Origin of the sequence: Pseudomonas sp. GM60 (assembly GCF_000282415.1) — a bacterium.
Lineage (GTDB): Bacteria > Pseudomonadota > Gammaproteobacteria > Pseudomonadales > Pseudomonadaceae > Aquipseudomonas > Aquipseudomonas migulae.
Genome location: NZ_AKJI01000026.1, coordinates 24,475 through 43,196 on the forward strand (window position 1 = coordinate 24,475; position 18,722 = coordinate 43,196).

General features: G+C 60.5%; 16 protein-coding genes. 4 read left to right on the plus strand and 12 right to left on the minus strand.

Annotated features, from left to right (window positions below; genetic code table 11):
- Positions 1 to 117: 117 nt before the first annotated feature.
- Together PMI32_RS24915 and PMI32_RS24910 are read right to left on the minus strand one after the other, a co-directional pair.
- Positions 118 to 423 (minus strand): DUF6124 family protein, encoded by a 306-nt coding sequence (locus PMI32_RS24915; RefSeq protein ID WP_008025342.1) that lies wholly within the window; start codon positions 421 to 423, stop codon positions 118 to 120.
- 432 nt (positions 424 to 855) lie between these two features.
- The gene (locus PMI32_RS24910; RefSeq protein ID WP_008025343.1) at positions 856 to 1,824 is read right to left on the minus strand and encodes a LysR family transcriptional regulator; all 969 of its coding nucleotides are present in this window, start codon (positions 1,822 to 1,824) and stop codon (positions 856 to 858) included.
- Between the two features lie 274 nt (positions 1,825 to 2,098).
- On the opposite strand from PMI32_RS24910, the gene PMI32_RS24905 reads away from it, so the two are divergent.
- The 4 genes from PMI32_RS24905 to PMI32_RS24890 all read left to right on the plus strand — a co-directional run bounded on the left by PMI32_RS24905 (position 2,099) and on the right by PMI32_RS24890 (position 6,997).
- Entirely contained in the window at positions 2,099 to 3,598 is a 1,500-nt protein-coding gene (locus PMI32_RS24905; RefSeq protein WP_008025345.1) for an efflux transporter outer membrane subunit, read from the plus strand.
- Positions 3,599 to 3,737: 139 nt separating this feature from the next.
- On the plus strand, positions 3,738 to 5,930 hold the full coding sequence (locus PMI32_RS24900; protein ID WP_008025346.1) for an FUSC family protein: 2,193 nt from the start codon (positions 3,738 to 3,740) through the stop codon (positions 5,928 to 5,930).
- The gene (locus PMI32_RS24895) at positions 5,920 to 6,120 is read left to right on the plus strand and encodes a DUF1656 domain-containing protein (protein WP_008025348.1); all 201 of its coding nucleotides are present in this window, start codon (positions 5,920 to 5,922) and stop codon (positions 6,118 to 6,120) included. Before PMI32_RS24900 ends, PMI32_RS24895 begins: the two co-directional genes overlap by 11 nt.
- Before the next feature lie 25 nt (positions 6,121 to 6,145).
- The gene (locus PMI32_RS24890) at positions 6,146 to 6,997 is read left to right on the plus strand and encodes an efflux RND transporter periplasmic adaptor subunit (protein WP_008025351.1); all 852 of its coding nucleotides are present in this window, start codon (positions 6,146 to 6,148) and stop codon (positions 6,995 to 6,997) included.
- A 129-nt stretch (positions 6,998 to 7,126) separates the two neighbouring features.
- Here the strand turns inward: PMI32_RS24890 and PMI32_RS24885 are convergent, their stop codons facing one another.
- From PMI32_RS24885 to algG, 10 genes are all read right to left on the minus strand, one after another.
- Positions 7,127 to 7,525 (minus strand): DUF4440 domain-containing protein, encoded by a 399-nt coding sequence (locus PMI32_RS24885; protein ID WP_008025352.1) that lies wholly within the window; start codon positions 7,523 to 7,525, stop codon positions 7,127 to 7,129.
- A gap of 121 nt (positions 7,526 to 7,646) precedes the next feature.
- Positions 7,647 to 8,471, minus strand: a complete 825-nt coding sequence (locus tag PMI32_RS24880) for an SDR family oxidoreductase (RefSeq protein WP_008025354.1) — start codon at positions 8,469 to 8,471, stop codon at positions 7,647 to 7,649.
- Between the two features lie 33 nt (positions 8,472 to 8,504).
- Positions 8,505 to 8,969, minus strand: a complete 465-nt coding sequence (locus PMI32_RS24875; protein ID WP_008025356.1) for a hypothetical protein — start codon at positions 8,967 to 8,969, stop codon at positions 8,505 to 8,507.
- A gap of 289 nt (positions 8,970 to 9,258) precedes the next feature.
- Positions 9,259 to 10,710 carry a mannose-1-phosphate guanylyltransferase/mannose-6-phosphate isomerase gene (locus PMI32_RS24870; RefSeq protein ID WP_008025357.1) on the minus strand — a complete coding sequence of 484 codons (1,452 nt, stop codon included), beginning with the start codon at positions 10,708 to 10,710 and terminating at the stop codon, positions 9,259 to 9,261.
- A gap of 213 nt (positions 10,711 to 10,923) precedes the next feature.
- A complete protein-coding gene (locus tag PMI32_RS24865; RefSeq protein ID WP_008025358.1) occupies positions 10,924 to 11,580 on the minus strand; it encodes an alginate O-acetyltransferase AlgF in 657 nt (218 codons plus the stop codon).
- A gap of 14 nt (positions 11,581 to 11,594) precedes the next feature.
- On the minus strand, positions 11,595 to 12,770 hold the full coding sequence (locus PMI32_RS24860; RefSeq protein ID WP_008025360.1) for an alginate O-acetyltransferase: 1,176 nt from the start codon (positions 12,768 to 12,770) through the stop codon (positions 11,595 to 11,597).
- Positions 12,771 to 12,781: 11 nt separating this feature from the next.
- Complete coding sequence (locus tag PMI32_RS24855) at positions 12,782 to 14,347, minus strand: MBOAT family O-acyltransferase (RefSeq protein ID WP_008025362.1); 1,566 nt, start codon at positions 14,345 to 14,347, stop codon at positions 12,782 to 12,784.
- 205 nt (positions 14,348 to 14,552) lie between these two features.
- Entirely contained in the window at positions 14,553 to 15,674 is a 1,122-nt protein-coding gene (locus PMI32_RS24850; RefSeq protein WP_008025363.1) for a mannuronate-specific alginate lyase, read from the minus strand.
- A 7-nt stretch (positions 15,675 to 15,681) separates the two neighbouring features.
- Positions 15,682 to 17,130 carry an alginate O-acetyltransferase gene (locus PMI32_RS24845; protein WP_008025365.1) on the minus strand — a complete coding sequence of 483 codons (1,449 nt, stop codon included), beginning with the start codon at positions 17,128 to 17,130 and terminating at the stop codon, positions 15,682 to 15,684.
- A gap of 10 nt (positions 17,131 to 17,140) precedes the next feature.
- Positions 17,141 to 18,712, minus strand: coding sequence for a mannuronan 5-epimerase AlgG (gene algG / locus PMI32_RS24840; protein WP_008025367.1), 1,572 nt, complete (start codon positions 18,710 to 18,712; stop codon positions 17,141 to 17,143).
- Positions 18,713 to 18,722: the final 10 nt, after the last annotated feature.

Below are 18,722 nucleotides of genomic sequence, written 5' to 3' on the forward strand. Positions count from 1 at the left end.
AAGGGTGCTTTGTACGCGAACTTGTAGGAGCTGGCTTGCCGGCGATGGCGGTGGGTCAGGCACACCGTGTTGTAGCGATCGCCAGCAAGCCGGCTCCTACGGATTGCGGGTGACTGCCTAATCCTGCGGGTCGATGTTATCCAGCGCGCGGTTGACGGCCAGTTCGCCCAGCATGATGACTTGTTGAATGCCCAGCAGGGTGTTGCGGTGGGGACCGTCGAGAAATCCGGCGAGGTCGCTGGCCATGACGCTGGCCGAGGCGAGGGATTCGCTGGCGTGGACCAGGAGGGTTTCGGTGTTGATGTCGGGGACGACGGTGAATGGATGGCTGGGGGTGTGGGGCGGGATGGAGGCTTTCAGGGCGAATGAGTTTTGGGGGGAGGTGACTTCCGCATCTGGCGGATTGGGTGACGGCTTTTTCATGGCGTATTCCTCTTGCTTGATGGAGCCGCCATTTTTCGTTTCCAGACGAAAGGGTGGCAGCTATGCGCGGGCTGGAAAACCGAGGCAAGAGCAAAACCCGGCAGACCCGAAGGTCTCCCACGCACAGCTGCCATAACAAGTGCTAACGGGCAAAAAAAGCGCCGTAGTATGTCATGAAGTCCGGCATCTATCTCTTGAACCTCGGGTTTCCAGGCCCGGTCGCTGATTCGTCAGCGACGCCCAAAGCCTACCCATCTCGCTTCCCACCCGACAACCGACAGAACGCGTCGGAAACGTCCTAGGACACCACGCTTTTTGTAGGAGCGAGCCTGCTCGCGAAAAACGTGAGAACACCGCGGGGTATCTGGATCACAGCGTTATCGTTCACGACCATCGCCGGCAAGCCGGTCTCGCTCCCACAGTGTTCTGTCGTCAGTTTGCCAATCTTGCCCCACCCAGGCTTCCGCTCAACTCATACGCCGCCAGTTCTGCCTGATGCGCCGCCAATATCTCCGGCAACGACCCGCGCAAATACTCGACCCAGGTTTTGATCTTCGCATCCAGATACTGCCGCGACGGATAGATCGCATAGAGATTCAGTTCCTGCGAGCGGTAGTTCGGCATCACCCGCACCAGTGTGCCGTTGCGCAAGCCTTCGATCGCCGCATACACCGGCAACACGCCGACGCCCATGCCGCTGATGATCGCGGTTTTCATCGCATCGGCGGAGTTCACCAGAAACGGCGAGCTGTTGATGGTGACCATTTCCTGGCCTTCCGGGCCGTCGAAATTCCATTTCTCGAGCGGAATCACAGGGCTCACCAGGCGCAGGCACGCATGGTTCAGCAAATCGCTGGGCTTGTGTGCGCAGCCGTTGGCTTTCACGTAGGCCGGGGAGGCGCAAACGATGCTGTAGGTGATGCCCAGGCGCTGGGAGACGAAGCCCGAGTCCGGTAGTTCGCTGGCAAGGACGATGGACACGTCGTAACCCTCGTCGAGCAAGTCCGGCACACGGTTGGCCATGGTCAGGTCGAAGGTCACGTCGGGATGGGTCTTGCGGTAGCGGGCGATGGCGTCGATCACGAAGTGCTGACCGATGCCGGTCATGGTGTGCACCTTGAGTTGCCCGGCCGGGCGCGCGTGGGCATCGCTGGCCTCGGCTTCGGCCTCTTCGACGTACGCCAGGATCTGCTCGCAGCGCAACAGATAACGCTTGCCGGCCTCGGTCAGGGCGATGCGACGAGTGGTGCGGTTGAGCAGGCGGGTTTGCAGGTGGGCTTCCAGGTTGGAGACCGCGCGCGAGACGTTGGCCGTGGTGGTGTCGAGTTGCACGGCGGCGGCGGTGAAGCTGCCGGCCTCGGCCACGTAGCTGAAGGCGCGCATGTTTTGCAAAGTGTCCATGGGGTGCTCTCGGGTGCGATGGCAAATTGTGACACGAAGTTTCAGAGTCTGAGACCCCGACCAAGGGATTATCGCGTTAACGGTAACAAAGATTCACAGGAATCCCAGCTTATCGCCATCAAACCCGCCCCCTAGAATTGGTCGCCCTTGTAGGAGCCGGCTTGCTGGCGATGGCATCACCGCGGTTTTCCTGACCCACCGAGGCGATGCCATCGCCAGCAAGCCGGCTCCTACAGGAATCTGGTACCTCCCCCTATTTCAGGAATTTTCAGCAGTGCCGCGTCGCATCAGCAGAGCGCTTCAGACGCTCAGTGTTTTGGCTTTAACCCTGGCAATCAGCGGCTGCATCGGAACCGCAGGTATTGCCCCGCAGGGCAAGGCACTGGAGGCCAATTCACTGGCCACCGACGACGCCATCCAGAGCGCCGCGCAGGACGCTCACTGGCCCACCGCGCAATGGTGGCAAGCCTACAGCGACCCGCAACTGAACCGCTGGATCGACCTCGCCCTGCAAGGCAGCCCGACCATGGCCATGGCGGCGGCGCGGGTGCGTCAGGCCAAATCCATGGCGGGCATCGCCGAGTCTGCCGAGTCGCTGCAGATCAATGGCGGGTCCACCCTCAAGCGCCACAACTGGCCCACCGATCAGTTCTACGGGCCGGGCGAGCTGGCCAACGCGACGACGTGGGACAACAACGCCGCGCTGGGCTTCAGCTACGCCCTCGACCTCTGGGGCCGTGAAAGCAACGCCACCGAGCGCGCCGTCGACATGGCGCACATGAGCGCCGCCGAAGCGCGTCTGGCCCAGCTCGAACTGCAGAACAACATCGTTCGCGCCTACATCGAACTGTCGCTGCATTACGCGCAACGGGACATCGTCGCCGCGACCCTGCAACAGCAGCAGCAAATTCTCGACCTCGCGCAGAAACGCCTGAGCGGCGGCATCGGTACTCACTTCGAAGTCAGCCAGGCCGAAACGCCGCTGCCGGAAACCCACCGCCAGCTCGATGCGCTGGACGAAGAAATCGCCCTCAGCCGCAACCAGCTTGCCGCTCTCGCAGGCAAAGGCCCGGGCGACGGCGCGCAGTTGCAGCGACCCACGTTGGCATTGGGCACTGCGCTGAAACTGCCATCGTCGCTGCCGGCGCAATTGCTCGGCCAGCGTCCCGACGTGGTCGCCAGCCGCTGGCAAGTGGCGGCTCAGGCGCGGGGCATCGATGTGGCTCACGCGGGTTTTTACCCCAACGTCGATCTGGTCGGCAGCCTCGGCTACATGGCCACCGGCGGCGGTGCGCTGGAGTTTTTGACCGGCAAGAAACTCAACTACAGCGTCGGCCCGGCGATCTCGTTGCCGATCTTCGACGGTGGCCGGTTGCGCGCCGAGTTGGGGGAAGCCTCGGCCGGTTATGACATCGCCGTGGCCAAGTACAACCAGACGCTGGTCAATGCGCTGAAAAACATCTCCGACCAGTTGATCCGCCGCGAATCCATGGACAAGCAGCAAACCTTCGCCGCCGAGTCCGTGGCCACCGCGCAGAAGACTTACGACATCGCGATGATCGCTTATCAACGCGGGCTCACCGATTACCTCAACGTGCTCAATGCCCAGACCTTGTTGTTCAAACAGCAGCAGGTTCAGCAACAGGTTCAGGCTGCGCGGCTTAGTGCGCATGCAGAACTGGTGACGGCGCTCGGTGGTGGACTTGGTGCGGGTAATGACGTGCCAAATGCTGAGAAAACCCAGCCCCCGAAAACCCCGGTTCTTTTGCGTTGAACACAAAACCTGTAGGAGTGAGCCTGCTCGCGATGAGGGAGTGTCAGCCAATGATGATGTCGCCTGACACACCGCTATCGCGAGCAGGCTCGCTCCCACAGGTTCTGTGTGTTAACCGAATCTCACTGAGCAGGATTTCATGACTCCCTTGCCCGCACCGCTGCGCTGGCTGTATTCCCTTGAATGGCGCCGGGGTTTCTTCGACTGGGCACGCAGCGACGGCGTGACCTGGGTCTACATTTTCAAGGTGTTGTTCGCCGCGTTCCTGACCCTGTGGCTGGCCATGCGTCTGGAATTGCCGCAACCGCGCACGGCAATGATCACTGTGTTCATTGTCATGCAGCCGCAAAGCGGCCAGGTGTTCGCCAAGAGTTTTTATCGCTTCCTTGGCACGCTGACCGGGTCGGCGGTGATGGTCGCGCTGATTGCCTTGTTCGCACAGAACACCGAGTTGTTCCTCGGTTCGCTGGCGATCTGGGTCGGCATCTGCTCGGCCGGTGCGGCGCGTTCTCGCAACTTCCGCGCCTACGGTTTTGTGCTGGCCGGGTACACCGCCGCGATGGTCGGCTTGCCGGCCCTGGCGCACCCGGAGGGCGCGTTCATGGCAGCGGTTTGGCGCGTGCTGGAAATCTCGTTGGGGATTCTCTGCGCCACGCTGGTCAGCGCAGCTATCCTGCCGCAAACCGCCAGCGCGGCGATGCGCAACGCCTTGTATCAGCGCTTTGGTGTGTTCGCCTTGTTTGTCACCGATGGCTTGCGCGGTCGCAGCAAACGGGACGCTTTTGAAGCCAGCAACGTGCGCTTCATCGCCGAGGCGGTCGGCCTGGAAGGGTTGCGTAGCGTCACCGTGTTCGAAGACCCGCACATGCGTCGGCGCAACGGCCGACTCAGTCGCTTGAACAGCGAGTTCATGGGCATCACCACCCGGTTCAATGCCCTGCACCAACTGCTCGAACGTTTGCGCAGCAGTGACGCCGATCATGTGGTCGCGGCAATCAAACCAGGCTTGCAGGACCTCGCGGAAGTGCTCGACGGTTTCAGTGGTCGCGCGTTGACCAGCCCTGACGCCGCGCGCTTGGTGATTGCGCTGAGTGCCTACAAGGAAGCGCTACCGGCGCGTGTCCGCAGCCTGCGCGCGACGTTTCAGGAGAGCGAGCCAAGCGACGCCGAGCAGCTCGATTTTCATACCGCATACGAGCTGCTTTATCGCTTCGTCGACGACCTGCACGGTTATGCGCAGACCCACGCGTCCCTGGCTGATCACAGTCATGAACGGGAGCAGTGGGACGAGCCTTTCACCCCGCAAACCAACTGGATGGCGTCCGCCGCTTCGGGGATTCGCGCGGCGTTTATTCTGGTGGTGCTGGGCAGTTATTGGGTCGCCACCGCGTGGCCGAGCGGGGCGATGATGACCCTGATTGCCGCCGCCACCGTGGGCCTTTCGGCGGCAACGCCGAACCCGAAACGCATGGCATTCCAGATGGCCTGCGGCACATTCCTGGGTGCGCTGATCGGCTTCGTCGAGATGTTTTTCATCTTCCCGTGGATCGATGGTTTTCCGTTGCTGTGCGTGATGCTCGCGCCGGTGATCGTGCTCGGTTCGTTCCTGACCTCGCGCCCGCAATACGCCGGTGTCGGCCTCGGTTTGCTGATCTTTTTCAGCACCGGTTCGGTGCCGGACAACCTCACCATCTACAACCCTTACACCTTCATCAACGACTACATCGCCATGGTGCTCGGCATGCTGGTGTGCGCCGCTGCGGGGGCGATCATCCTGCCGCCGAACAGCCGCTGGTTATGGCGCCGGTTGGAGCAGGATCTGCGCGGGCAAGTGGTGTATGCGATCAGCGGCAAACTGAAGGGCCTGGCGTCGAGTTTCGAAAGCCGTACGCGGGATTTGCTGCACCAGGCTTATGGCCTCGCCGCCGGTCAGCCGCAGGTGCAACGGGACTTGCTGCGCTGGATGTTCGTGGTGCTGGAAGTCGGTCACGCGATCATCGAGTTGCGCAAGGAACAGGCGATTCTGCCGGTGCACCCGGCGTACGCCGAATCGCAGCCGTGGCGCCAGGCCATCCGTGTGATGGGCCGTTCGCTGGTGCGGCTGTTTCTGCAACCGGGCCAGAGCAATCTGCAGCGCTGCCTGATCGCGGTCGATCATGCGATCAGCCGCGTGCAAGCCACCGACGAGCCCTTCGCGCCGCACTTCGACACCTCGGCGTTGCGCCGGGTGAAGAGCTACCTGCATTTCATCCGCACCTCATTACTCGACCCGCAATCACCGCTTGCCGCCTACGCAATGACCACGCCCCAAGGACTTGAACATGCCTCGTGAAATCGCCTTCCACGGCGTGTACATGCCAACCATGACGCTGATGTTTTTCATCGCCGCGGTGCTGGCCTGGGCGCTGGACCGGTTCCTGTCCGGGTTCGATCTGTACCGTTTTTTCTGGCACCCGGCGCTGCTGCGCCTGAGTTTGTTTACCTGTCTGTTTGGTGCTTTGGCGCTGACTGTCTACCACTGACTCTCTATCTCTGAAGAAGGCCCTGATGAAAAAGCTTTTCAGCCTGCTCGCCACTCTGCTGGTGCTGGCCCTCGCGCTGTGGATCGGCCGAACCCTGTGGGTGCATTACATGAACACGCCGTGGACCCGCGACGGTCGGGTGCGCGCCGACATCATCAACGTCGCCGCCGACGTCACCGGTGAAGTGGTGGAAGTGCCGGTGCGCGACAACCAACAGGTGAAGAAGGGCGATCTGCTGATGCGCATCGACCCCGAGCACTACCGCATCGCGGTCAAACAGGCGCAGGCACTGGTGGCTTCACGCAAGTCGACGTGGGAGATGCGCAAGGTCAACGCCCATCGCCGCGCCGACATGGATGCCTTGGTGATCTCCAGGGAAAACCGCGACGACGCCAGCAATATCGCCGACTCGGCCCTCGCCGATTACCAGCACGCGCAAGCGCAACTGGAAGCCGCCGAACTGAACCTCAAACGCACCGAAGTGCGCGCGGCGGTGGACGGTTACGTGACCAACCTCAACGTGCATCCCGGCGACTACGCACGCATCGGCGAAGCGAAAATGGCCGTGGTCGATATGAACTCGTTCTGGGTCTACGGCTTCTTCGAAGAAACCAAACTGCCGCACGTGCGGGTGGGCGACAAGGCCGACATGCAACTGATGAGCGGCGAAGTGCTCAAGGGGCATGTGGAGAGTATTTCTCGCGGGATCTACGACCGCGATAACCCGGAAAGCCGCGAGCTGATTGCGGACGTGAACCCGACGTTCAACTGGGTGCGCCTGGCACAGCGGGTGCCGGTGCGGATTCACATTGATGAAGTGCCGGAAGGGGTGTTGTTGGCGGCGGGGATTACGTGCACGGTGGTGGTTAACCAATAGTTAGACCGAGTTGCCTGCATCGCCAGCAAGCCGGCTCCTACAGGTTTTGCGCCGAACACAAAAATGTGTGTACGACACCTGTTTGTAGGAGCCGGCTTGCTGGCGATGCAGGCGCCTCGGTCTTACAGTTCACTCCTTGCAAAACGTTTCATGCAAATGCCGCCAAACCACCTTGCCACTGGCCTGCTTCTCAAACACCACCGTCGAACGCCGGTCCGTCTGCAGTCCGGTCGCATCGGTCTGCTGCTCGCGATAACTCACGGTCGCGCCGTTGTCGGACAGCGCAATGCCACGCAACTCGCTGAGCTCAATCCTGAACCCGAGCTTCTTCCCGCCCGCCATCCGGAACAACTCGCCAAGCGCGTCGAAATCCAGCACTCGGCCCAACGGCGAGACCATGGAAAACTGCGGTGAAAAACGGGCGAGCAAGTGTTCAAGTTCGGTGGCGTTTCGTTCTTCGGCCAGCCATTGCTCGATGGCGACGTGGGCCTGGATCACTTCGGTGAAGTATTCGGTGTAGTCGGTCATGTTACTTCCTGAAAATTTTGCAGAGTCTGATCTGACGCTTTCGCGGGCAAGCCTCGCTCCTACAAGGCTCGCGCAAAACCTGTAGGAGCGAGGCTTGCCCGCGAAGAACGATAACGCGGTCTCAAAGCTGCCCGCGCAACCCGAACCGCTTCATCAACCCCGACTCCAGCAACCCTTTGGGCAGCAACCCGGCCAACAACGGCAACGCCCGGCTGCCATTGCCCAAGCGAATCAGGCGCGGCGGTTTGTCCTGCTGCACCGCCTTGAGCAAACCGACGGCAAACTCACTGGCCGGCGTCGGGTTGTCCTGGGACGCCTTGGCCCGCGCACGAATGCCTTCGCGCAGCGGAAACCACGGTGATTGTTCACTGATCAACTGCTCCGCCTCGGCCCCGGCATTCTTGGCAAAACTGGAGGCGATGGCGCCCGGTTGCACCTCCATTACCCGCACGCCAAACGGCGCCAGTTCCATGCGCAACGCATCGCTCAAGGCGTGCACTGCGGCTTTCGAGGCGCAGTAAGCACCGGCAAATGGCGTGACCAGAACCCCGGAAACACTGCCGATGTTCACCACTATCCCTTTGGCCCGGCGCAGCACCGGAAACAGCGCGCGTGTCACACCGACAATCGCAAACACATTGGTTTCGAACTGCCGCTGCATGGCCGGCACACCGCCGTCCAGCAGCGGCCCCATGGCGCCATAACCGGCGTTGTTGATCAGTACATCGAGGCCGCCATGTTGCTGGTTGATCTGCCCGGCCAACGCGTCAAGTGCCACGCCATCGTTGACGTCCAGTTGCACGGCAGTGAAACCGGCCGCCGTCAACGCGGCAACGTCTTCAGCCTTGCGGGCGCTGGCCCAGACTTTATAACCGGCACCTTTAAAGGCATCCGCCAGAGCGCGGCCAATGCCGCTGGAACAACCGGTAATCAACGCAACGGGCATGGCGCGGTCCTTGTGCAAAGGGAAGAGTGGGGATCAGTCGGAGAAACTACCCTGCAAACGCTCGGCGCGAAACTCCAGGGTTTGCGGGCGATAACCGGGACGCAGCGGCGGCATGGGCAAGCAATCTTCCCAGTTCGCCCCGGCCTGCAGTTCACCAGGGCCGCGATAACGCGGTGCGGCGTATTGATTGTCGGCGAGGTTGACCGTATCGCCCGGCGCGTAGGCAGCGACGCGCCAGCGCAGTTCGGTCAGCGGCACGTCGTTGCCGTTGTTCATCTTCAATAACAACGGGCGATCCGCCGGGCAGTGCTCCGGCGCGTAAGTGATGCGCAACTCAAGGCGCGCCAATTGCTTGACCTCGCGATTGTCCAGCCAGACCACCCAGGTGGCCACCAGCCCCAGTCCGATGGCGGCCGCGACTGAAACCGGCAGAGCCTTGGCGGGATATCGCAGCAGCAGGATGAGCCAGGTGATGACCAGCAGGACGCCGATGAACATGACGCGAAACCTCGGAGGAGAGAAGGTCATCCTACCTAAGCGTGGGAGGGGTTGGCGATGGGCTTTATTTCTGCGGTGAATTAACGGACCTCATCGCGGGCAAGCCCGCTCCCATAGTGATCGGAGGCGAACACAAAATTTGTGAACAATCGAACACCCTGTGGGAGCGGGCTTGCCCGCGATGAGGCCCGCCTGGGCAATAAAGAATCCAGCCAAAAAAGCCCCCGACCAACCCACTGCGGATGGGGACGCAGCGGACTGGACGGGGGCTTCTCGTTTTACTGAACGCTTACTGCGCGATGGTTTTCACCGAAACCCCGCGCTCGATCGGCGTAGACCGACCATAGATATCTTCAAACCGCTCGATATCGTCCTCACCCAGATAGCTGCCCGATTGCACTTCAATAATCTCAAGTGGAATCTTGCCCGGGTTGCGCAAACGGTGAACCGAAGCGATCGGAATGTAGGTCGACTGGTTCTCGCACAGCAGGAACACGTTCTCGTCGCAGGTCACTTCAGCGGTGCCACTGACCACGATCCAGTGTTCGGCGCGGTGGTGGTGCATTTGCAGTGACAGGCACGCGCCCGGTTTGACCGAGATGTGCTTGACCTGGAAGCGACCGCCCATGTCGACCGAGTCGTAGGAGCCCCACGGACGATAGACTTCGCAGTGGTTCTGCGTTTCGGTGCGGCCCTGTTCGTTGAGGGTGTTGACCATCTGTTTCACGCCTTGGACCTTGTCCTTGTGCGCAATCATCATGGCGTCCTTTGTTTCGACGACCACGATGTTTTCCAGGCCGATCACCGACACCAGTTTGCCATTGCCGTGGATCATGCAGTTTTTGCTGTCCTGAATGACCACATCGCCTTTGGTGACGTTGCCGTTGGCGTCTTTCTCGTTCACTTCCCACAACGACGACCAACAACCGACATCGCTCCAGCCCGCAGTCAGCGGTACGACGCAGGCGCGCTGGGTTTTTTCCATGACCGAGTAATCGATGGAATTGTCCGGGCAGCAGGCGAAGGTGGCTTCGTCGATGGTGACGGTGTCGGCATCCTGTTGGCTGCGTTCCAGGGTCAGCAGGCAGGTGTCGTAGATGTCCGGATCGTGCTTTTTCAGCTCTTCCAGGAAGCGGCTGGCGCGGAACAGGAACATGCCGCTGTTCCAGAAGTAACCGCCGGACTGGACGAACTCGGTGGCGCGTTTCACGTCCGGTTTTTCAACGAAGTGCGAGACGCGGCTGACGCCTTCCGGCAGCAGCGAGTCGTTGGTCGACTTGATGTAGCCGTAGCCGGTTTCCGGTTTGGTGGCCGGGACGCCGAACAGCACCATTTCGCCGTTTTCGGCGGCGACGGTGGCCAGAGCCAGGGCGCGTTGCAGGGCTTTCTGGTCTTCCAGTACGTGGTCGGCCGGCAGCACCAGCATCAGCTCGTCACGACCTTCGTTGACCAGCATCATCGCAGTCAGGGCCACGGCCGGCGCGGTGTTGCGGCCGAACGGTTCCATCAGGATGCGCTGGGTTTCCAGCTTACGGTTGCTCAGTTGCTCGTTGACGATGAAGCGGTGGTCTTTGTTGCAGACCACGATCGGGGTGTCCATGCCTTCGAACACCAGGCGTTCCAGGGTTTGCTGGAACAGCGTGTGTTCGCCGGTCAGGGCCAGGAATTGTTTAGGAAACTGCTTACGGGAAAGCGGCCAAAGACGTGAGCCACTACCACCTGACAAGATCACCGGAATCATGTTGTTACTCCTTGAAAATCGTATGGGTCAGAGCTACTGCGTTCTGTCGTTTCACTCTTGTTTTTGTTTCGTGTCCCGATTGCCTCGCCCTTTGTAGGAGCCGGCTTGCCGGCGATGGGGCCCTTGAGGACGCCATCGCCGGCAAGCCGGCTCCTACAGGGGACCGCGTTTTTTCAGCGGGCCTGTGGGCCATCAGCAATCAGGAAAAATTTGTTAGCGCGTCGAAACCGGGCGTTTTACCCAGACTGGCGACAGGCTGCTGCCGTTGCCGGTGACGTACAGCACCGCCGCTTCACCGCGTTCCAGGGCAACCGGTTTCACGTCGCCCACTTTCGTGGCGCCATCGTATAGCGCCAGGCTGACTTTGACCGGGTTGATTTCACGCTCGCCACGGCCCTTGGCGGCCACGGACGGGACCACTTCGGTCTTGCCGTCGGCGGTTTTCAGGGTCAGGGCCTTGTCGCTCAGGTTCTGTACGCGAACCAGGGATTTCTGCTTGTTCTTGAACGGCGGCTCTTCGATCAGTTGCGGCGCGCCGCTGGCGTTGTTGACCAGGGTGTAATAGTGATCGCCGGCCAGTTTCACCGGCAGGGTCTGGCTGCCGACCTTGGCGCTGTAGTCGCCGCCCGGCATGAAGCTGAAGTCTGTGCTGGACAGCGGCGCGACGTCGCTCAGGCTGGTGCTGCCGACGGTGGCGCTGACTTCAGCGTTACCGGCGTTATAGACCCGTACGAAGCTCGAACCTTTAGGCGCGGTCGGACCGTAGAGGGCCGAGTCACCGGCGGCGAAGGCGTTCATGGACAGCACGCTGAAGGTTGCGGCCAGAGCAAAGGTCTTGGCGAGACGGCGAGGAGTAGTAGTGAAAGTCATGGTGTACCTCTCTTTCAGTTTTGCGCCCGGTCGGGCGTCTCGGATTTAGTGTTTACGGCTACGTTTTGTTGGCGGGCGCCGGCTTCTTTGAGCGCTGCGACCCACTGCGGGTCGGCGTCGCCGATTTCGTTGTTTACAGGCAGATAACGTTCAGGAAACTCCCAGATCAGCACCTGTGGCGGGCTGTTCTTGAAGGCATCGCTTTTCAGGTAGCTGAGCATCGGCAGAATCGGGCCGTGGCCGTCTTCGGCGTAATTGACCACGTCGCTGTTCAGCGCCTCTTTCAGCGCGCCGACGAAGTTCCAGTTCGGGTTGGCGCTGTAGCTGGTGCCGATCAGGGCCACCGGCACTTCGGTATTGGCGAACAGCGCGTCATCACCGCCAGCCTGATCGTCGGCCACCACGGTGTTGCGCTTCTGCAACGGCTCGGTCGCGGGCATCAGGTTTTCGAACAGCGGGTCGAGCGGCAGGAACAAACGCAGGTCACCCTTGTGGGTCACTTTCTCTGCCGGCTCGGTGACGAAGCGCTGAGGCTCGCCGCTGAGCGGGGTTTTCTCGGCAATGGTTTTGGCCAGGGTCTGGGCGGCGATTTGCGCGCCTTCCGGGGTCCAGTGGGTGTCGGTGCGCAGGAACACTTGCTGACCGTCGAGCTTGGCCTTCAGCAGGGGGCCGTACAGGTCGGGTGCGAGGATCTTGTTGGCCGCCAGACGAGCGTGGAAGTCCTCATAAAGATTGGCGTGAATGCTCGAAGGCTTCACTTCGCCCAGGTGTTCCGGATACAGGCGAGTCTTGGCCGGCACGATCGCCATCACCAGTTTCACGCCTTTCTCCTTCAGTTCCTGGCGCACGCCTTCGACCAGCGCGTAGTTGCCTTGCAGGTTCAACTCTTCGTTGACGATCGGGTTAAATTCTTCGTCGCTGTACAACCACTGATCGCGACCGAGCACGACGCCCGGACGACCTTCGTTGAACAGTTTGAAATCCAGCGCGGCCCAGAGGTTGGTGCCCAGGCGCTTGATCGGGAACTCGTCGTCGTAGTGCGTTTCGACAGCCTTGGCCCAGCGGCCATTGAGCACCGTCGCATCGGCGTTGGTGCTGAAGCCGAAGAAGCTGCGCGTCGACCACAGGCCCAGGACCAGCAGGGTCACCAGGAACAGGGCGATGTAGAAGATGCGTAATGAGCGGGTCATGGTCAGATCCCTCAGAACTGGAAGTAAAGGAACGGCGAGAAGCTTTGCGCCGAGAGTTTGAAAATCGAGGCAATGAACAGCACCAGTACCAGCGTGCGCATCACGTAACGCGACCAGTCCGCCGTCCAGTAAGCCGGCTGCACGGTGGCTTCGACGCCAACGGTGTAGCCCGGTTGGTGGATGCTGGCCGGGTTGTCGCCCGGTACGGCTTTGATCATTCCTGGTGTCGCACCGGCAGGGCCATCGGCCTCGACGTTGACTGCAGGTTTGGTCTTGACCGGTGGCTGGTTGCTGTAGAAATCACGGATGCCGAAGAACGCCAGGGTTGCGTACGCCACCACCAGAGTCGCCACTTGCAGACCGGTGAGGTTGGCCTCATTGAGTTCCGACAGCGACCACTCGCCGAAGCTGAACATCGCGCCGTACATGCGGCCGGCGACGTGCAGGTTTTCGGCGCGGAAGATCACCCAGCCCATCACTACCAGCAGGAAGGTCAGCGCCCAGCGGATCGGGTTGATGCTGCGCGGCGAAGTGTTCAGGCCCAGGGCCTTTTCAATCGCCAGCCACATGCCGTGCCACGCACCCCACACGATGTAGGTGATGTTCGCGCCGTGCCACAGACCACCGAGCAGCATGGTCAGGAACAGGTTGCGATAGGTCATCAGCGTGCCTTTACGGTTACCGCCCAGCGTGATGTACAGGTAGTCACGCAGCCAGGTGGACAGGCTGATGTGCCAGCGACGCCAGAACTCGGTGATCGACTGGCTGATGTACGGCTGCTTGAAGTTTTCCATGAAGCGGAAACCCATCATCAAGCCCAGGCCGATGGCCATGTCGCTGTAACCGGAGAAGTCGAAATACAACTGCGCGGTGTACGCCAGCGCGCCGAGCCAGGCATCGCCCGTGGTCGGGTTCTGCAAGGCGAAGCAATGGTCGGCCACCACCGCGAGGGTGTCGGCGATGAAGACCTTCTTGATGAAACCCTGCATGAACCGCGTGCAGCCCTCGGAGAACTTGTCGAGGGTGTGGGTGCGGTTGTTGAACTGGTCGGCCAGGTCGCGGAAACGCAACACCGGGCCGGCAATCAAGTGCGGGAAGATCGCCACGAACGCCGCAAAGTCGATCAGGTTGCGCGTTGCCGGGGTGTCACCACGGTAGACGTCGATGATGTAGCTGATGGACTCGAAGATGTAGAACGAGATCCCGATCGGCAACAGCACGTGGGTCAGGATGAACGGCGACAGACCCACCGACGTCATCATCGCGTTGATGCTGTCGACACCGAAGTTGGCGTACTTGAAGTAGCCGAGAATGCACAGGTCGACGGCCACGCCGAGCAGCAGCCAGCGCTGGGCCGGTTTGGTCCGAACGCCTGCGGCGCCGACTTTGAGGCCGATCCAGTAGTTCCACAGCGTGACGGCGGCGAACAACGCCAGGAAGTCCACGCGCCACCAGGCATAGAACACATAGCTGGCGATCAGCAGCAGCAGGTTGCGATAGCGTATTCCGCTCAAGTAGTACATGCCGAGAAAGATCGGCAGGAACAAAAACAGGAACACGTTGGATGAAAATACCATCCCGGTCTCTCCATGTTTAACCAACAGTCAAGGGCCGCAGCCCCCCCCAAACCCCCCCACCAAAAACCTGGGGAGATGCATTGCATTCAAACCACCGCGAACCTTGTAGGAGCGAGGCTTGCCCGCGAAGGCCGTTATGCGGTTGAACTGATGAACCGTGTCATCGTTCTTCGCGGGCAAGCCTCGCTCCTACAAAGGTTATGCGTTAAGAACCTTTGCCTTTTTCGTTCGCCGGGTCGTAGACCTTGGTCAGGTCACCCCCGAGGCGGAAGGTCTTGAACGGCTGCATCTCGTGCTTTTTCTCAAGCACATCCGGCGAGCAGGTGTAGAGCGTGCAGAACGGTTCGAGCCAGGCGAATTTCGAGTCGACCTTGAGGTCGGTCATGTCCTGTTCCTTGCCGTTCTTGTTCTCGAAGATGTCGGGGTCTTTAACCCCGGCGAGCACTCGATCACCCAAACGTTTCAACGCGCCGTTGTTTTCCTGACGCAGATCCACACCGTTGACCTGAGCGAAACTGGCGATCATCGCCAGCGGCGGCAGGGCGTAGTTGTGATAGGCGAGGGCGCGTTGCTGGCGCTTGAGTTCGTTGGGCAAGAAGCCTTGGGCGTCGACCTGATTGGCGCCGACCTTGTATTCCTTCACGGCCCAGTCGAACAGGTCGCGGCGGTTGGTGGCGACGGACGTTGCCATCACCGACCACGCTGCCCAGTACGAGTGGTTGTTGGTTTGTTCCAGCGGCAGGTTGTCCCAATCGCTGACCACCTGATCGGCCATTTTGCTGAACCAGGCTTCAATCAACTGCGACTCTTGCTGATGGTTCGCCAACGGATGCGAGTCGGAGAATTTCAGGCGGATGTACGAAGACGCCATGCTGCCCAACGCCCATTTGCGCATCGATTTGCCGGTGTGGTTGAAGTCTTTGGACATCAACGCATCGGCCTTGGCCCAGGCGGTCAACCAGTTCAGCGTGCATTCGAGCTGTTCCGGGCGACCGTCACGCATGAACTGCATCACGCGTTTGCTGGTGCCGCGCTCGATCTTGGTGATGTCGGCGGTGGTGTCGCGGAAGGCTTTTTCCGATACCTCGTTCAGGGTCGAACGGGCCTTGTCGGAACCTTCGTATTTGCTGCGAAATTGCAGCGCGCCGGTGTACGGCGTCGGCATCGCGTCACAGCCTTCTTTGCTGTCGCCGGTTTTGACTTTTTCAATCGGCGCGAAGTAACCCTGTGGCGGACGCAGCGGCGCGGCGGCCTGGGTGGCGCCGGCGAACATCGCCAGCGTCAGCAGGGAGGGCGCGAGTAGTTTTTTCAAAGTTCGGGTTTGCATGATTGCCTCATTGCCCGACCGAAGCAGTACGCTGCTCGGCACTCGGGAACACGTTGCGTTTGCAGATTTTCGCTTCGACTTTCTGCTGCGCGGCACCTGCTTCAGGACCCTGGATTTCGACGGCCAGCAGATTCTGCGAGGCCCAGTCTTCGTCCGTGCGCAACTCAAAGGCGAAACGCCCGTCGGTGTCGGAGGTTTCCGGTTTTTCGATCTTGATGTCCTCGTGGCGACCGTTCATGTACCAGAGGGTGGCTTGCAAGGTTTTCACCGACGGATCGGCGAAACGGATGTCGACCTGGTGACTGCTGTTTTGCAGGTTCAGGTTCTTGCTGTTGACCATCAATTCGTTCTTGCCCGGTTTCAACGTGGTGCTGCCGGACATCTGTGCATCCTTGCCTTCGCAACCGTTGTCCAGCAGCGCCATCATCTGGCGGTAGATGGTTTCCTGGTCGAGGCGATAGAGCGGCGAGAATTCCCAGATCAGAATCTTCGGCGGCTTGGTCTGGAACTCTTCGCTGCCCAGGTACTGCAGCATCGAACCTTCCAGGCCACCGCCGGGGAACGCCACGTTGAGGATGTCGGCGCCGATGGCCTCTTCGAGGAAACCGGCGAAGTTGTAGTTCTTGCCACTGTGGCTGGTGCCGACCAGGGTGATTTCCGGGTTGCCGGAATCACTGAACAGATCGCCATCCGCCGCTTCGCCTTTTGGCTCGGTGGTGAATTGATCCATGTACTGGATCGCGTAGCTGGTGCCACAGAGTTGACCGGCCATGTTGTGCAACGTTCCGGTCTTGCCCATGCGACCCGACTTGTGGCTCTCGAATTCACGCTTGGGAATGCCGGCAAACTCAGGCAGTTGCTTGATTTTTTCGCCGACGATTTTTGCCGTGCGCTGAGCGCCATACGGCGTCCAGTGCTGGTCGCCACGGAAGTAGAAGTCGTGGGCGGGCAGGGTATCGGGCAGCGACTCGTTGGTCAGCGGCGACAGGTCCGGCACCACGTAACCCATGGCGGCAAAGCGGCCGAGCATGGTCTTGTAGTTCCTCAGCGCCTTGTCGAAATCGAACCTGGCCTTGTCTTCCGGATTGAGCTTGTTGCGGTTCACCAGGCCACGAGTGGGTTGGTAAACAATCACCAGCTCCACGCCTTTGCTCTTGAACGCATCGTGCAGTTCTTTCATGCGTTTGTAGCCGGCGGGGGTGGTGTCGAATTCGGTGCGCAAGTCTTCTTGCGTACGGAACAACCAGTCACCCTGAGCCTGCACCAGCGTGGTGAAGTTCTGCTGATAACGCGTGGTGTAGTTCTTCGCGTCGTGGGCTTCGGGGCACAGGTTGCAGCACGGTTCGGCGTTGAATGTCGGCGCTTTGGCTTCATCTGCACGAACGCCGCCGCTGGCCGCGAGAATGCCGGCGGTCAGGGCCGACAAGCTGAGTAATTTGATCAAGTGTGGGTGCATAAAATTATCCTCAGTCCCGCATTTCGGTCTGGCGTTCGACAGGGTCGATCAGCACGGCTTTCTGCTGGCGCACCAGCAGGTCGAGAATTTCATCCTGACGCTCGCCGAGAATCCCGCTGAAGCTGATGCCGCTGGATTTGGTCGGGGCAAGCATGGACACGCGATACAGCTCGACGCTCAGCGGCGAGTCGATGGACAGCGGGCCGCTGCCGTTGCCGGCCAGTTCGCCGCCGACAACGATCAGCGACACCTGGGCATCGAACGGGTCGAGCTTGATGTCCCGGTCGGTGTCGCTCAGGTCCTTGATGTGGCCGTAGACACCGGTCAGGCCGTTGGCCATGGACAGGTTTTCGTACAGGCGAATGTTCACGCTGTTACGAATGCGGATGCCGTGGCGACGGTTGCTGATCACCTTGTTCGCCCACAGCAGGTTGTCGGCACTCTCGTAGAGGGTGATGCCGTCGGTGTGGTTCTTGTAGATCTCGTTGTAGGCGATGATGTTGTTGACACTGTTCCGGTCGATCACCAGGCCCGACAACTTGTTGTCGTAGCTGCGGTTGTTGAAGATGAAGCTGTCGTTGACCTCACGGGAAATGATGATCCCGTGCTTCTTCTTGGTCCCGTAAACGGTGTTGTCGGCGATGATCAGGCCGTGCGAACGGTCATGCGGGTCGATGCCGTAGACGATGTTGTCTTTGTAGGTGTTGCCCTTGACCACGAAGTCGCGGGTTTCGTAGCAGTAGAAGCCGTACCACATGTCCGAGAACTCGGAGCCGACGATCCAGCCGGTCGGTTCAGGACGCTTGAGCACCTTGGCCATGTTCGGCGTGTACTGGGAAATACTTACGCCATACGACTTACTGTTGGCGTAGCCGAAACTGGCCATCTTGCTGTTGGCGATGTAGGTCTGGGTGCCGCCCCAGGCCAGCAGGAACGGACGGAATTCCTTCGGCGACTTGAACGTCGCCGGGCCGTTGTCCTTCTCGCGCCAGCCAGTGATTTTGGTGTCGCGCACAAACAGCTGGCCGTCGTTGACCAGGAATGAACCGGCCTCTTGGGACAGGCGCAATTCCTGGGTCTGCTTGTCGATTTCGAGGATGCCTTTCTCACCGACCACAATCGGCAATTTCGCCAGGAACACGCCCGGCGAGGTTTCGCTGAAGTACTGCTTGGGCAGTTTCTTCGCCAGGTCCTTGAGGTTCATGTAGCCGTCGTCGATGAAGATCGCCTGCGGGATACCGTGCTGACGCACCACCCATTCGGCCATCTTGTTATCGCCGCCGATGAAGTCCTTCAGCGCGTTCTCTTGCATCATCCGACGCACGCTGATTTTGCCGGCCTTGGTGCGCACGATTTTCGCGGCGATGGCGTCGGCGGTGTAGCCGGCGGTGTCTGGCAGCGTCGGCTTTTCCAGTTCCAGCGGCGCGGTCGGGGCGCTGCTGACGGTGTAGGTCTTGGCCTGTTGCAGTTCCTTGGCCATGGTTACCGGCTTGGTCGGTTCCACGTTGGCGAAGGCGGCCGAGCTTGCCAGCAGCATCGCGCCGGCCAGCAAGGTCAACGAGCCTCTCTTCGGACTGTTCATGTCAGGAACT